Origin of the sequence: Gillisella vitis, assembly GCF_021559775.1 — a bacterium.
Classification (GTDB): Bacteria; Pseudomonadota; Alphaproteobacteria; order Rhizobiales; family Rhizobiaceae; genus Allorhizobium; species Allorhizobium ampelinum.
The window spans coordinates 1,538,986-1,552,958 of sequence record NZ_CP056047.1 but is presented as its reverse complement, the minus strand read 5'-3'; the positions used below and the strand labels follow the sequence as shown (position 1 = coordinate 1,552,958).

Sequence of the window (13,973 nt, the reverse complement as noted above, 5' to 3'; positions counted from 1 at the left end):
GCCCGAGGATGACGAAATGCCGAGATCGACGCTTGCTTGTAAACCGTATCTTCGCCTAGAAAGGCGAGAAAACTGATTGAAATGCCTTACTTAATCGCGTTCGGCGGATTTCGCCCAAAGATTGATATAGGCCTCCTTGGCATAGACATTGATCTCGGCCAGTTCCGCCTCGGTAAAATCAGGCGTGTCCAGCGCCTTGACGCAATCCTCGATCTGCGACACGCGGCTGGCGCCGATCAAGGCAGACGTGACGCGACCACCGCGCAGCACCCAGGAAATCGCCATCTGCGCCAGCGTTTGGCCGCGCTTTTCGGCAATCGCGTTCAGCTTGCGGATGTTGTCGATGATCTCAGGACGGATGAACTCGCGCTTCAGGAAGTGGTTCTGGGCTGCGCGGCTGTCCTCGGGAATGCCCTGGAGATATTTGGTGGTCAGCATGCCCTGCGCCAATGGCGAAAACACGATGGAGCCCATGCCGACATCCTCAAGCGTATCGAGCAGCTTGTCATCCTCCACCCAGCGATTGAGCATCGAATAGCTCGGCTGGTGGATCAGCAGCGGCGTGCCGAGGCCCTTCATGATCTCGACCGCTTCGCGGGTTCGCTGCGAATTATAGGAGGAAATCCCGACATAGAGCGCCCGGCCCGAACGGACGATATGATCCAGCGCGCCACAGGTTTCCTCCAGTGGCGTATCGGGATCGAAACGGTGCGAATAGAAAATATCCACATAGTCCAAACCCATGCGCTTCAGGCTCTGGTCGCAGGATGAGATCAGATATTTGCGGCTGCCCCATTCGCCGTAAGGACCGGGCCACATAGTGTAGCCAGCCTTTGACGAGACGATCAGCTCGTCCCGAAGCCCATGAAAATCCGTCTTGAGAATTTCGCCGAAGGCCAGTTCCGCAGCACCCGGCAGAGGACCGTAATTGTTGGCAAGGTCAAAATGGGTAATGCCGAGATCAAAGGCGCGACGGCACATGTCCCGCTTCAACTGGTGCGGCGTGTCATCGCCAAAATTATGCCAGAGACCAAGCGAGATCGCCGGCAGTTTCAGGCCGCTCTTGCCGCAACGATTATAGGTCATCCGCTCATAGCGGTCTTCAGCCGGTTGCCAGGTCATGATGTACTCCTTGAAAAGGGCGACGGCATTACGCCGCCGCCTTTGTCTAGAGCATTTCCGCGTTTCGTTGAATCGCGGAGATGCTCTAGCTCTTTGTTTTCACGCATTTCCGAACGCCAAACCGCGATACACTTTGGCTGGAAATGCTCTCGTGCGCCTTACCGAAGCAAGGCCCTTGCCTCTTCTACGCCAAGAGCCGCCGGTTGGGTACAGGTGGTGGAGAGCGAGACGAATTCGCCTGTCTCTCCGGATTTCAGAATGGCTGTCATCACATCCACCCCATGCAAAACCCGGTCCAGCGAGCAACGCGCATCGCGTCCCTCAATGATCGCCAGGGCCATGTCGGCAAGACCGGCTGTGCGATAGTTGGCGCGCGGTCCTTGGGCGCTTTCCTGGTTGTTGATGCCGAACGGATGGTCCCATTCCTCCAGCGGCTTGACCTCCTTGTTGCGGCCCGTGGCTTCCACCGCGCCACCGAAGAAATTCGGATCGGGGACGAACAACGACCCTTCCGTACCATAAAGCTCCATATTGGCATGGCGATGGCACCAGACATCCCAACTGGCTGAAAGGGTGATGGTCGCGCCATTGACGAATTCCAGCAGGGCGTGAATGTTGGTTGGTGTCTTGACCGGGATCACCTCGCCATTGCGTGGCTCGCTGGTAATGGTGCGGGTCTCACTGGCCATCGAGGTCAGCGCCCCGACCCGTTTGACCGGGCCGATCAGGTTGATCAGGTTGGCAATGTAATAAGGCCCGAGATCGAGGATCGGACCGCCGCCCGGCAGGAAGAAGAAATCCGGGTTCGGGTGCCACATTTCCATGCCGGGGCCCATCACATGGCAGGTGCCGGATGTAACGCGGCCAATACCGCCTTCATCGATATGCTTGCGCGCCAGCTGATGCGCGCCGCCCAGAAAGGTGTCAGGCGCGCAGCCGACCGACAGACCCTTGTCTTTGGCGATCCGCCGCAGGCTTTCCCCCTCTTCCAGGCTGAGCACCAGCGGCTTTTCCGAATAGACATGCTTGCCCGCTTCGAGGATCTGTTTGGAAACGGCATAATGCACCGCCGGAATGGTGAGGTTGACCACCACATCCACATCCGGATTGGCCAGCAGCTCGTCCACCGTCTGGGCCTTGACGCCGAATTCCTCGGCGCGCAGCTCCGCTGCATTCATGTTGATATCGGCGCAGGCCACCACCGTGATGCCCTTGAACAGTGGTGCAAGAGTGAAATAGGCCGAGGAAATATTGCCGCATCCGATAATGCCGACATTAAGTTCACGTGTCATCTTAGGTTATCCTGACAAGTAACTGATTTAAAATGAATTAAAGGAGGAAATAGACCGAGTGATCAATCTGTCGATATCATTCGGATTGTCATGCTCGACCACGTAATATTGGACGTTATAGCGCTCCAGAGCGGCCACCAGACCCTTCCAATCGACCGTGCCGTGGCCAACATCAGCCCAGCCGTCTTCATCCTTGTTTTCACCTGCGGGCGCGATGTCCTTGACATGCACGGCGGTGATCCGCTTGCCATAGCTCTCGATCCAGGCGACGGGATCGGCATGGCCACGCACCACCCAGGCGAGATCGGCTTCCCAGGTCAGGCTCGGACCACCGGCAAAAATCTGCTCCTGCGGTGTTGAACCGTCGGGAAGTACCGCAAATTCGAAATCATGATTGTGCCAGCCGAACAGCAGCCCGGCATCGACGAAAGGCTTGCCTGCCTTTTCCAGCCTTTGACCAAAAGCAAACCAGCCCGCTGCATCCGTTGGACGCAGGTCCGCAACGAGATGAGGGCAATAGACCGCCTTGACGCCCAAGGTCTTGGCAATAGAGAGCGCCTTGGCCGGATCGCTTTCCAACAGGTCCAGGCCGAAATGGCCGGTCGGCATGGTCAGGTCATTGGCGTCGAGATCGTCGCGCAACGCTTTCAGTGCCGCATCATCGGCGCTGGCATACATCGCGCCATAGCCCTCGACATGGGTATAGCCTGCTGCCTTCAACTTCGGAAGGATAGCGGAAAATGGCTGGAAATTGCGGGCGCTGTAAAGCTGAAAACCGAGATCGGTCATGGTCATTTCCTCCTGAAAAAATTGGCCGCGCCTCCCATGACGCGGATTGTCGGTTTGTGATGGATTAATGTGTGTTCTGGCAGGAATAGAGATCGTAAAGGGTGAAATCAGGCACGTCGCCCGGCCGCAGCGGTGTAGCCGGGGTGAAGGTCACACGGCGGCTTTCACCGGCGGTCAGATCGAAGGCGTTGTCGCTGTAGCTCCCGTCGAGGCGGCTTTCGATCATCACGAACAGCGCAAGACCGGAGGCCGTGACCGTCAATTCGAAAGAACCATCGGCCTGTGGCATGGCCTTTAGCTCAAGACCCGATGGTTCCAGTTCCAGGCTTTTGTAAGCGCCGCCTGACACAAAATGGCCCTCGCCTTTCATGCCATTGGATGCCTTGAAATCCCATATTATCAGTCCATTACCTGGGACATCTGATAGTTCAATGGAACTCAAAATCTCTGCCCGGTCAGGTGAACATGATCCGCTTGCCGTCATCAGTGTCCGGCGCTCACCAGACAATGTCAGCGCAAACACGGTCAAATCGATATCGACACTGTCAGCCGTGTCATTGACCATGGAGAACTGCAGTCGCTTGCCCGTTTCATCCGGGATGGCGGCAATGGCCACCGGCTGGAAGAAGCGCTTGACCATATAATGCATGGCCTTCCACCGCCCGCCATAATCCAGGCTCGCCCAGGAGGCGACAGGCCAGGTATCGTTGAGCTGCCAATACAGCGTACCCATGCAATGCGGTTTCAGCGAGCGCCAATAGTCCACTGCGGTCTTGATCGCCAAGCCCTGCTGGATCTGGCTGAGATAGACGAAATTGGCGAAATCTTTCGGGAAGCGGAAATAGCGAAACATCGTGCCTGCGATCCGCTCATTGCCGCCAGCGTTTTTCTGGTGCAGCTCGATGACCGGCGAGGCGATGTTCATGTCCTTTGCCTCGGCAAAGCTCTCGATGACCGGCAGTGACGTATAGGACTGGAACCCGAATTCCGAGCAGAAGCGCGGCTTGACGCTGCGGTAATTGTCAAAGCTCTTGTTCTCGTGCCAGACGGACCAGTAATGCATATCGCCGGAGCCATCGGCGTGCCAGGCATCGCCATAGTCGAGATAGCCGGAGGCCGGGCTGGAGGGCCACCAGATGGCTTGCGGAAAGGTCTTTTTGACCCCCTGCTCGATCACCCGGTTTAGCCGGTCATAGGCAACCAGATAGCGGTCACGATTATCGCGGCTTTCGTCAAACCAGGTCAGCGCCCCCATCAATTCGTTGTCGCCGCACCAGAGCGCAATGGACGGATGCGATTGCAGGCGACGAACCTGATAATCGACTTCAGCTGCGACATTATCGAGGAAATCATCGGTACAGGGATAGAGATTGCAGGCAAACATGAAGTCCTGCCAGACCAGCAGGCCCAAACGGTCACACAGATCATAGAACCAGTCGGCCTCGTAAAAACCGCCACCCCAGACACGGATCATGTTCATATGGGCCGCGACCGCCGAGTCCAGCAAGCCCTTGGTTTTTTGAAGCGACGAACGCGAAAACAGCGCATCGGCGGGAATCCAGTTGGCGCCCCGGCAGAAGATCTCCCGACCATTGACCTTGAATGCAAACCGGCTGCCCGCCTCATCCGCATCAGTAAGCAGTTCGATGACCCGCAGGCCGATCAGCTTTTCGACTGTATCGCCCGGCACATCTACGCTTAAGGTGTAAAGCGCCTGTTCGCCGCTGCCCGCTGGCCACCACAGTTTCGGCTGTTCAATCTCGAACACATGGGTAATGACCGTTTCCCCGGCATTGACGCCGCAGTCCAGCCGCAGCCGCTCGTCCTCCAGCTGGAAATGCACCGGCACCACCGATGGGGTCTTGGCAAAGATCGTTGCCTTGACCGTCAGCTCCACCCGGCCATCGGCATGGTGCAGCTGGCTGGTTTCGACATGCTCGATTCGCGCCGGGTCCAGTTTGCGGATGGCGATTGTCCCATAGACGCCAAGCGGCGCGATGGCGATATTCCAGTCCCAGCCGAAATGGCATTGTGGCTTGCGCAGCATGTTACCGTGCGGAATCGGCGAATTGCCGGGATGGTAAGGCACGTAGAAGGGCTGGCGCGCCTGCCGCTCGGCCCCTGCCTTGATGCTGGAATGGATGACGATGCGAATAGTATTTTCGCCCGGTTGAAGGGCGGCGCTGACGTCTGGACGGTAGCGGCGGAAGCAATTGTCGGCAGACAGCACCGGGATGTCATTGATGAACACCATGGCAACGGTGTCGAGATTGTCTATATCCAGATACCAGTCCGCATCGGCCACATCGAGATGGAAGCTGCGCACCAGCACCCAATCGCTTTCGGCCACCCATTGCACCTGTTCTTCATTCCTGGCGAAATAAGGATCGGCAATCATGCCTGCCGCATGCAGCGCGCTATGCACATCGCCGGGCAAGGTGATGGTGCAGGCGTGTTCACCGTTTACGGTGGAAAGCTGCCAGGGGCCGGCAAGGTCGTGGATATCGGTCATGGTCACCTCGATAACTGCGGAGCGGATGATACCGCTCCTCTGGATAGGGGTGTCAGAGACGCATTTCCGTCTCGGCGTCGAAAATCGATGCGACGGACATGTCGAAGGCGAGTTTGACCTCGCTGCCGGGCCGGTAGCGCCTAGTGCCAGCAATGCGCACCGACAGCACCTGGCCCGCCAGCTTCAGCCAGAGGAGGTTATCGGCGCCCATTGGCTCCTCAATATCAACGAGGGCCGGGTGCGCCTCCTCGCCCGGACCGATATCGCCGTCCACGGCAATGTGTTCGGGACGGGCACCGAGCACGACCTTTCGTCCGGGCAGGAGCGTGCTATCGGCCTGGTAGCCGGTCAGGCCGAAATCGACGCCGCCGGAATGAAACACCACAGCGCCATTCTTTTCGCGCAATTCGCCCTTGAAGAAATTCATCGACGGCGAGCCGATGAAGCCAGCCACGAACAGGTTTTTCGGCCGGTTATAGATGGTCATCGGATCGTCCAGCTGTTGGATGACACCGCTTTTCATGATGGCGATCCGGTCAGCCAGCGTCAGTGCCTCGATCTGGTCATGGGTGACGTAGATCATCGTGTTTCTCAGCGATTGATGCAGCCGCTTGATCTCAACGCGGAGTTCGGCGCGCAGCTTGGCATCAAGATTGGACAGCGGTTCGTCAAACAGGAAGACATCGACATCGCGCACCAGCGCCCGGCCAATGGCCACGCGCTGTCGCTGGCCACCGGAAAGCTCGGCTGGCTTGCGCTTCAACAGCGGACCGATTTGCAGGATTTCGGCGGCGCGCGCCACCCGCTTGTCGATTTCGGTCTTGGGCATTTTCGCCACCTGCAAGCCAAAGGACAGGTTTTTCTCCACGGTCATCTGCGGATACAGCGCATAGGACTGAAACACCATGCCGATGCCGCGATCCTTGGGTTCTTCCCAGGTGACGTTCTTGTCCTTGATGAAGATCTGCCCTTCGGAGACATCGAGAAGCCCGGCTATGCAATTGAGCAACGTGGATTTGCCACAGCCGGACGATCCCAGCAGCACCAGAAACTCGCCATCGGCAATATCGAGATTGAGATCCTTCAGCACCGTGACGGCGCCGAAATTGAGCGAGAGATCGCGTATGGAAACACTTGTATTCATCGGCATTATCCCTTCACGGCGCCCGCGGCGATGCCACGCACGAACAGGCGTCCGGAGACAAAATAGATAAACAGCGGCACAGCGCCGGTTAAAATCGTTGCGGCCATGTTGACGTTGTATTCCTTCACGCCCTGAACCGAATTGACGATATTGTTGAGCTGCACCGTCATCGGGTAATATTCCGGGCGGGTGAAGACGACGCCGAACAGGAAGTCGTTCCAGATACCTGTCACTTGCAGGATCATCGCCACGACGAAGATCGGCAGCGACATCGGCAGCATGATCCGCAGATAGATCTGCCAGAACCCTGCCCCATCGATCCTGGCTGCCTTAAACAACTCCTCCGGCAGCGAGGCGAAGTAATTGCGAAACAGCAGCGTCAGGATCGGCATGCCGAAAATCGTATGGACGATGATCAAGCCGGTCAGGCTGCCATAGAGACCGATTTCGCGCAGCACGATGACAATCGGATAGATCATCACCTGATAGGGAATGAACGCGCCGATCACCAGAATGGAGAAGAAAAGTTCCGCCCCCTTGAAGCGCCAGTTGGCCAACGCATAGCCGCTGACGGAGGCAATGGCGATCGACACCACGGTCGAAGGCACCATGATGCGCACGGAGTTCCAAAACCCCCGCGACAGGCCATCGCAATTCAGCCCGGTACAGGCTTGGCTCCAGGCTTTCACCCAGGGCTCGAAGGTAATTTCCATCGGCGGCGAGAAGATATTGCCCATCCGAATTTCGGGCATGCCCTTCAGCGAGGTGACGACCATCACGTAAAGCGGCAGCAGGTAATAGGCGGCGGCCACGAACAGGATGCCGTAGAGCATGATATTACGGCGCGACAGCATGGGCTTTGGCTTGGCACCCGTAGGCCCTTCACCAAGGCGCGATACCACAGGACGCACGGCTGAAGCCGAGGTATTGAGAGCGGAATGGTCAGCCACGTTTGCGCCCTCCAAATTCCAGATAGGCCCAGGGAATAATGATGATGGCGACAGTCAACAGCATCATCGTTGAAGCGGCAAAGCCCTGCCCCAGGTTCTGCGCCTGGAACATATAGTCATAAACATATTTGGCAGGCACTTCCGACGCGATGCCGGGGCCGCCGCTGGTTTGCGCCACCACCAGGTCATAGACCTTGACGATACCGCTGGTGATAATGACAAGCGTGGTGATGAACACCGGGCGCATCATCGGAATGATGATCAGCAGATAGGTTTTCCAGGTCGGAATGCCATCGACCCGTGATGCCTTCCAGATGTCTTCATCTATACCGCGTAAGCCAGCCAGCATCAGGCACATCACCAGCCCGGTGCCTTGCCACAGACCCGCGATCAGAATGCCATAGATCACCAGTTGGGGATTATAGAGCGGATCGAAGGTGAAGCTGGTAAAGCCCATGCTGCGCACCACCGATTGCACACCAAATTCCGGGTTCAGCACCCATTGCCAGACAAGACCGGTGACAATGAAGGACAGCGCAAAGGGATAGAGAAAAATCGTTCGAAACAGGTTTTCGAAGCGGATCTTCTGATCCATCAGCGCTGCCAGCAGAAAGCCGATCACCAAGCTGAAGATCAGTGAGAAAAAGCCGTAGACGGCCAGATTCTGGATCGAAATCAGCCAGCGCGCCGAAGACCACAGTCGGTCATACTGATCAAGACCAACGAAATTCAGCCGGGGCAGAAGCTTGGAATTGGTAAAGGAATAGACCACGGTCCAGATGCTGCCGCCGAGAAAAATAACGACAGCAACCAGGATCATGGGAATAGAGGCAATCTTGGCGTTCAGATTGCGAAACAATCGAACCGGTCTTTTAGTTTGGCCCGTGGCCATCATTGAAATACCCTCCTCTGGTCACGCCCGTCCTCTCGACAGCTGGAAAACGCCAGTTGGCGGGGCCTTGGAACCGGAAGCCATGGCGAAGGGTGATCCGCCATGGCTTTGCGCCAGAAAATCCATAAAAAACAAAGTGATGGAGCGAAAAGGCTTAGTCCGCGTCGCTGATGATATCGGCGAAGCGTTTCTGTGCCGCTTCAGGTGTCATCGATGGATTGGCAAAGAATTCGGAGAACAGATCCTCCTTCTGCTTTTGCGTATCCGCGGACATCAGCTGGTCGGTACTGGCCAAGACATTGCCCTTGGCGAGAATTTCCAGACCCTTCTTCATGCAGTCATTGGCTGTTCCCAGATCCACATCGCCGCGGATCGGCAGCGAGCCTTTCTTCAGGTTGAAAGCCACCTGGGTTTTCGGATCGACAATGGTCGAGGCCAGGACTTCCTGCGCCTTGGACTTATCCTTGTCCTTCAGCAGCGGGAAATAGAAAGCGTCGCCGCCCGCTGTCAGATAGCCGTTAAGGCCAAGACCCGGCAGGCAGCTATAATCCTTGCCCGCCACCTGTCCGGCCAGTTGGAATTCACCCTGCGCCCAATCGCCCATGATCTGGCCGCCAGCTTTGCCGGTAATCACCATATTGGTGGCCTGGTTCCAATCCTGGACATTGGTGCCCTTCGACATTTTACGGGCATCATCCGCCGCCTTGAAAATAGCTGCGAATTCAGGACCGCTGATCGTCGCTTCGTCCTTGTCTTGGTAGACCTTGAGATAAAGATCCTTGCCACCAAGCGAAATCAGCAGGGTATCGAACAACCCGCTAGTCTGCCACGGCTGACCACCGAGTGCCAGCGGTTGAATGCCAGCCTTCTGCAGGGCAGGTGCTGCGGCAACAAACTCATTCCAGTTTTTCGGGGTCTCGACACCGGCCTTCTTAAAGGCGGCATTGGATAGCCAGAGCCATTGCCAGGAATGAATATTGACCGGCGCGCAATAGATCTTGCCGTCAATGGTGCAGCTATCCAGCAGGCTTGCGGGCTTGATCACGTCCTTCCAGTGACCCTTGGTGGCCACATCCGTCAAATCACGCATCAAACCGGCCTCCACCAGCTCCTGCGCCTGACGTCCATGGTTGAACTGAGTCGCCCCCATCGGATCACCACCGGTGATGCGGCTGATCATGATTGGCCGGGCGGTGCCGCCCGATCCGGCGATAGCGCCGTCGATCCATTTGTTGCCGGTCGCGTCAAAAGCCTTTGCCAGCTCCTTGACTGCAGCCGCCTCTCCCCCCGAAGTCCACCAATGGGTCACTTCCAGATCGGTCGCGCTGGCCATGCCAAGCGGCAAGGCCACAGTGGCTGCCAATGCAGCCGCAATGCACCGAATTATCATTGAGTCTCCTCCCTCACTGAAACGTTGCCGGAAAAACCTAAGTCAATCTTCTTGAGGACGCAACCGGGAATTAGAAATTTTTTATTCAACCTTTTTTGCACCTGAAATTGCGCCCACCATAAATCGGAAAAACATCCCGAAAATCAGGATTTATCGCAGTGCAGCCTGATATTTTAGGCTGTTTTTCCTCAATAAATAGATTTTCCTTCGCAAATGCGAAATAAGTTGAACTGACTCAGCACCTGCAATGATTGTAATTCATCTGAAAAAATATCCCGAATTAGCGCTCGACATTTTTACTGTATCGTTTCAGAATTTAGAACGCATCGACCTTTCGTCCGGTGACGGTTCCCGTCACAGACCTCCTTGCCGAAACTGAGTATTGGAGTGTAGGAATAGACTTTACTGGCGGACATTTCATGAATGATGAACGAAGACCAGGCCTGAAAACGGCCTTACATGCAGGGGCCGTACATGAAGGGAAGGGCGAACGCCCTACCCTCAAGACCATTGCCTTCCTGACCGGGCTCGGCATTACCACGGTATCGCGCGCGTTGAAGGACGCGCCGGATATCGGCGCCGATACCAAGGAGCGGGTGCGCATGGTGGCGCGGCAATTGGGCTATCAGCCCAACCGTGCGGGGGTGCGCCTTCGCACCGGCAAGACCAATGTCATCGCCCTGGTGCTCAGCATCGATGAGGAAATCATGGGCTTCAGCAGCCAGATGGTTTTCGGCATTTCCGAAGTCTTGTCAGGCACGCCTTACCATATCGTCGTCACCCCGCATTCCCATAGCAAAGACCCGATGCAGCCGGTGCGCTATATTCTTGACACCGGTTCGGCTGATGGGGTGATTATTTCACGCACCGAACCCGACGATGCCCGCATCAAGCTGCTGACAGAGCGCGGCATGCCGTTTGCCGCCCATGGCCGCACGGCATCCGGTCTCATCCATCCGTTTCACGATTTCGACAATGAGGCCTTCGCCAGCCAGGCGGTAAAGCGCCTCGCCGAGCGGAATCGGCGCAGGATCGCCTTGTTGCCGCCGACCGACAAGCTGACCTATTACCGCCATACCCATGATGGCTTTGTGGCCGGCATCCGTGAGGCCGGTGCAGCAGAAGTGCCAGTGCCCGTCAATATCGATGGATCGCTTGAGGAGATCCGCAACGCGATAGAAGCACTGATGCGCTCGCCAGAGGCTCCAGACGGGATCATCTGCTCTTCCAGCAGCGCAGCAATCGCTGTCAACGCCGGGATTGATGCCGCGAACAAGAGGCTGGGCCTGGATGTTGATCTCGTATCCAAGCAATCGGTGCCGATCCTCAAGTGGATACGTCCTGAAATCATCACCGCCAATGAGGATGCGTTGATGGCCGGGCGCGAACTCGCCAAGGCGGTGATTGCCAGCATCGATGGCGTGGAGCCGCATCTGCTGCAAAGCATCAGCCAGCCTGTGTGGTCCTGAACCAATAACCCGTCAAAGGGAGCCTTGGCCGTTGATCAGAACGGGATACAAACCCCGTCCCTGGCGATGACCAATGGTCCATGCCAGACGGTAGAAAGCGCACGGCGCCAATCCGCCTCGCCAAAAGCCGGATCATCGGCAGGAATGAGATGATTGAGCACGAGCTTTTTCACGCCCGCAGCACTCGCCAGCCGTCCGGCATCTTCGGCAAGCGTGTGCGACGCGTAGAGATGCTCCCGCAGGCGAGCACCATTGCCGGTTCGGGCAACGATGTTCTCCACGCCGTCCGGCAACATGGCCTCATGAACGAGAATGTCGGCCCCGGCTGCAAACTGTGCCAGCGGAGGAAAATAGGCAGTATCGGACGACAGCACGACCGTCTTTTCGCCGTAGGAAAACCGCAGGGCAAAGCATTCCGTTACGGGTGGATGGTCAACGCGCAATGCCGACACCGTCAAGCCGTTTTCGTCGAAAATCGGTCCTTCGCCATATTCGACGATGGTAATCAATTCCGCCGGATCCGGCCTGCCCTCATCTTCGATTCGCGTGCGGATGTCATAGTCAAGCGAGGCGAGAAACCCCTGCCATAGCTGCTGCGCGCCCAAAGGCCCATAGACGAGCACCGGCGTTGCAAGCCCTGTCGTCCAGGCCGTATGGAGAAGCCCACCAAGCTCCAATACATGATCGGAATGGAGGTGAGTGATGAATACAAGATCGAGTTCTTTCAACGACATGCCCGTCTCCACCACCCCGCGTGTCACGCCAAGGCCGCAATCGACGACAATGCGGCGCCCGCCGAGTGCCAGCAGCATCGATGTGGGATTGGGGCCGCCGGGGCGGATCGCCGGGCCGCCCTTGCTGCCCAGAATGACAAGATGATCGTTCATCGAAACAACGCCCTCAAAAAAGCCCCGCTGCGGTGAAGCAGCGAGGCATTGCTTTTATTGCAAAACCGTTGGGATCAGTAGATCGCTGCACCGCTGCCCCAGGGGCCGTGCGGATAATCCTTGCCGTCCACCCGCGCAAAACCGTGGGCGCCAAAGAAGTCACGCTGCGCCTGGATGAGATTGGCGGTGCCGCGACCGCGACGGTAGCTGTCAAAGTAGGACAGTGCCGAGGAAAGGGCCGGAACCGGCAGGCCGGAAAGGGCTGCGTAGGAGACGACGCGGCGAAGGGCTGCATCGCTATCCTTGACCATTTTCGAGAAGGCCGGTGTGACGATCAGGTTTGCCACGTCAGGGTCCTTGGTAAAGGCCGAGGTGATTTCGTCGAGGAATTGCGAGCGGATGATGCAGCCTTCCCGCCAGATTTTCGCAATCGTCGGCATCGGCAGCGACCAGCCGAATTCCTTGGAGGCCGCAGCCATCACCGCAAAACCCTGGGCATAGGCAGCGATTTTTGCCGCCAGCAATGCGCTTTCGAGATCGGCCAGGAAAGCCATGCCGTCATGGGGCTTTTCGATGGGTTTCGGCAGGCCGAAAATGGCTTCCGCCGCAACGCGCTCCTGCTTTTGCGACGACAGGACACGTCCCGCCACAGCAGCCTCGATGCCGGTCGCGGCAATGCCGAGATTCTGCGCTTCGATCACCGACCATTTGCCGGTGCCTTTTTGGCCCGCGGCATCGACGATGACATCCACCATCGGATTGCCTGTAATCGGGTCCTTGGCCTTCAGCACCTTTTCGGAGATTTCGATCAGGTAGGAATTCAGGCGTCCCTTGTTCCACTGGCCGAACACATCGCCGATTTCGCTGGCCGACATGCCAAGCCCATCGCGCAGGATGCCGTAGATTTCGGCAATCATCTGCATATCGGCATATTCGATGCCGTTATGGATGGTCTTGACAAAATGACCGGCCCCATCATTGCCGAGCCAGGCCACGCAGGGGTCGCCATTGAACTTGGCGGAAATCGAGGTGAGAACCTTCTCGACCCGCTTCCAGCTTTCCTCCAGGCCGCCGACCATGATCGAAGGGCCGTGACGCGCGCCTTCCTCACCACCGGAAACGCCCATGCCGATAAAGGTCAGGCCGCTATCCTTCAGATTGTCGAACCGACGGATCGTGTCGCGGAAATTGGCATTGCCCGCATCGATCATGATGTCATTGGCCGAAAGATGCGGCTTGAGCAATTCCATCTGCTGATCGACGGCGTCGCCAGCCTTGATCATGATGATGATCGGGCGCGGTGGGCGAATGGCGGCCACAAACTCCTCGATTGTGTCGCAGCCGATGATATTGCCGGCAAGGTCGCCTGCCTCACCGATGAATTCATGCGTGCGCGCCGGTGTCCGGTTGAAGACCGCGATGCGGTTGCCTTTCTCGGCAATATTGAGCGCCAGGTTCGATCCCATAACGCCAAGGCCGATCAGTCCGATTTCCGCCTGCTGCATAACCATGCTCCATTTCATTCA

11 protein-coding genes are annotated in these 13,973 nt (G+C 57.2%); 1 reads left to right on the top strand and 10 read right to left on the bottom strand.

What is annotated here, in order from left to right; genetic code table 11:
- Nucleotides 1-90: 90 nt before the first annotated feature.
- From mgrA to AVCG78_RS07370, 8 genes are all read right to left on the bottom strand, one after another.
- Nucleotides 91-1,122 (bottom strand): L-glyceraldehyde 3-phosphate reductase, encoded by a 1,032-nt coding sequence (gene mgrA, locus AVCG78_RS07405; RefSeq protein ID WP_071205294.1) that lies wholly within the window; start codon nucleotides 1,120-1,122, stop codon nucleotides 91-93.
- Nucleotides 1,123-1,280: 158 nt separating this feature from the next.
- A complete protein-coding gene (locus tag AVCG78_RS07400; protein ID WP_071205295.1) occupies nucleotides 1,281-2,414 on the bottom strand; it encodes a Gfo/Idh/MocA family protein in 1,134 nt (377 codons plus the stop codon).
- Between the two features lie 27 nt (nucleotides 2,415-2,441).
- A complete protein-coding gene (locus tag AVCG78_RS07395; RefSeq protein ID WP_071205321.1) occupies nucleotides 2,442-3,203 on the bottom strand; it encodes a sugar phosphate isomerase/epimerase family protein in 762 nt (253 codons plus the stop codon).
- A gap of 64 nt (nucleotides 3,204-3,267) precedes the next feature.
- Complete coding sequence (locus AVCG78_RS07390; protein ID WP_071205296.1) at nucleotides 3,268-5,715, bottom strand: beta-mannosidase; 2,448 nt, start codon at nucleotides 5,713-5,715, stop codon at nucleotides 3,268-3,270.
- Between the two features lie 52 nt (nucleotides 5,716-5,767).
- Nucleotides 5,768-6,865: an ABC transporter ATP-binding protein gene (locus AVCG78_RS07385; RefSeq protein ID WP_272492762.1), complete on the bottom strand. Its 1,098-nt coding sequence runs from the start codon at nucleotides 6,863-6,865 to the stop codon at nucleotides 5,768-5,770.
- Entirely contained in the window at nucleotides 6,865-7,809 is a 945-nt protein-coding gene (locus AVCG78_RS07380; RefSeq protein ID WP_071205297.1) for a carbohydrate ABC transporter permease, read from the bottom strand. The genes AVCG78_RS07385 and AVCG78_RS07380 overlap by 1 nt, the downstream gene beginning before the upstream one ends.
- Nucleotides 7,802-8,704 (bottom strand): carbohydrate ABC transporter permease, encoded by a 903-nt coding sequence (locus AVCG78_RS07375; protein ID WP_071205298.1) that lies wholly within the window; start codon nucleotides 8,702-8,704, stop codon nucleotides 7,802-7,804. The genes AVCG78_RS07380 and AVCG78_RS07375 overlap by 8 nt, the downstream gene beginning before the upstream one ends.
- Nucleotides 8,705-8,855: 151 nt before the next feature.
- Nucleotides 8,856-10,091 (bottom strand): ABC transporter substrate-binding protein, encoded by a 1,236-nt coding sequence (locus AVCG78_RS07370; RefSeq protein ID WP_071205299.1) that lies wholly within the window; start codon nucleotides 10,089-10,091, stop codon nucleotides 8,856-8,858.
- A 419-nt stretch (nucleotides 10,092-10,510) separates the two neighbouring features.
- Between AVCG78_RS07370 and AVCG78_RS07365 the strand changes: the two genes are divergently transcribed.
- Nucleotides 10,511-11,560, top strand: a complete 1,050-nt coding sequence (locus AVCG78_RS07365; RefSeq protein WP_234665105.1) for a LacI family transcriptional regulator — start codon at nucleotides 10,511-10,513, stop codon at nucleotides 11,558-11,560.
- Between the two features lie 35 nt (nucleotides 11,561-11,595).
- Here the strand turns inward: AVCG78_RS07365 and AVCG78_RS07360 are convergent, their stop codons facing one another.
- Nucleotides 11,596-12,447 carry an MBL fold metallo-hydrolase gene (locus AVCG78_RS07360; protein ID WP_071205300.1) on the bottom strand — a complete coding sequence of 284 codons (852 nt, stop codon included), beginning with the start codon at nucleotides 12,445-12,447 and terminating at the stop codon, nucleotides 11,596-11,598.
- Between the two features lie 74 nt (nucleotides 12,448-12,521).
- Complete coding sequence (gndA, locus tag AVCG78_RS07355) at nucleotides 12,522-13,952, bottom strand: NADP-dependent phosphogluconate dehydrogenase (RefSeq protein ID WP_060717838.1); 1,431 nt, start codon at nucleotides 13,950-13,952, stop codon at nucleotides 12,522-12,524.
- Nucleotides 13,953-13,973 lie beyond the last annotated feature (21 nt).

Bases quoted from the DNA above. Each gene is read 5' to 3' on its own strand.
- mgrA (WP_071205294.1), bottom strand. From the start codon at position 1,122: ATGACCTGGCAACCGGCTGAAGACCGCTATGAGCGGATGACCTATAAT.
- AVCG78_RS07400 (WP_071205295.1), bottom strand. From the start codon at position 2,414: ATGACACGTGAACTTAATGTCGGCATTATCGGATGCGGCAATATTTCC.
- AVCG78_RS07395 (WP_071205321.1), bottom strand. From the start codon at position 3,203: ATGACCGATCTCGGTTTTCAGCTTTACAGCGCCCGCAATTTCCAGCCA.
- AVCG78_RS07390 (WP_071205296.1), bottom strand. From the start codon at position 5,715: ATGACCGATATCCACGACCTTGCCGGCCCCTGGCAGCTTTCCACCGTA.
- AVCG78_RS07385 (WP_272492762.1), bottom strand. From the start codon at position 6,865: ATGCCGATGAATACAAGTGTTTCCATACGCGATCTCTCGCTCAATTTC.
- AVCG78_RS07375 (WP_071205298.1), bottom strand. From the start codon at position 8,704: ATGATGGCCACGGGCCAAACTAAAAGACCGGTTCGATTGTTTCGCAAT.
- AVCG78_RS07370 (WP_071205299.1), bottom strand. From the start codon at position 10,091: ATGATAATTCGGTGCATTGCGGCTGCATTGGCAGCCACTGTGGCCTTG.
- AVCG78_RS07365 (WP_234665105.1), top strand. From the start codon at position 10,511: ATGAATGATGAACGAAGACCAGGCCTGAAAACGGCCTTACATGCAGGG.
- AVCG78_RS07360 (WP_071205300.1), bottom strand. From the start codon at position 12,447: ATGAACGATCATCTTGTCATTCTGGGCAGCAAGGGCGGCCCGGCGATC.
- gndA (WP_060717838.1), bottom strand. From the start codon at position 13,952: ATGCAGCAGGCGGAAATCGGACTGATCGGCCTTGGCGTTATGGGATCG.